Origin of the sequence: Pseudomonas onubensis (genome assembly GCF_965653655.1) — a bacterium.
GTDB lineage: Bacteria > Pseudomonadota > Gammaproteobacteria > Pseudomonadales > Pseudomonadaceae > Aquipseudomonas.
Window position 1 is genome coordinate 1 of record NZ_CBFHAZ010000234.1, and the last position, 482, is coordinate 482.

The 482-nt window shown below is 37.3% G+C and carries 1 protein-coding gene; it reads left to right on the plus strand.

What is annotated here, in order from left to right; all coding sequences use genetic code 11:
* Positions 1-125 precede the first annotated feature (125 nt).
* Positions 126-482, plus strand: a 357-nt coding sequence (locus ACTD9P_RS29735; protein WP_438870432.1) for a cell wall elongation regulator TseB-like domain-containing protein, incomplete at its 3' end; no start/stop codon positions are given.

Here is a 482-nt window from a genome sequence, read left to right on the forward strand (position 1 = left end):
ACACAGTATGGTCCAAAGCTTAGGAAATTGGTATAATGAAAAACGATGAGGAAGGAAAGCAGGTTGACAAAAATGAAACAAAATTTTAAACAACATTCAAATACATCGGAATGCAAGGTGCAGTTATGAAAAACTGGATTATCTTTTCGGTTGTCTTTATTTTATCTTTGTCGCTTGTTATTTCAGTGTTCGTATTTTGGAAAGCCAATGCACCGTTTAGTGAAATAGAACAAAAGGCGGAAAGTTTTGCGCTGGATACGAAAGCACTTGCTGTTGTTGATGATTCCTATGTTTACAATGGGAATAAGCCATATGTCACTGTTTTCGGAGTGGATGAGTATGGGAAGGAAAAAGCAGTCTTCGTCCCAATGAGTTTAGATGAGAATTCAATGCAAGAAGTATTTTTAGCGGATGGCATTACAGAAGAACAGGCGTTGTCTGTTTTTCAGGATGATACTGCCGTGAAAGAGATTCTTCATATG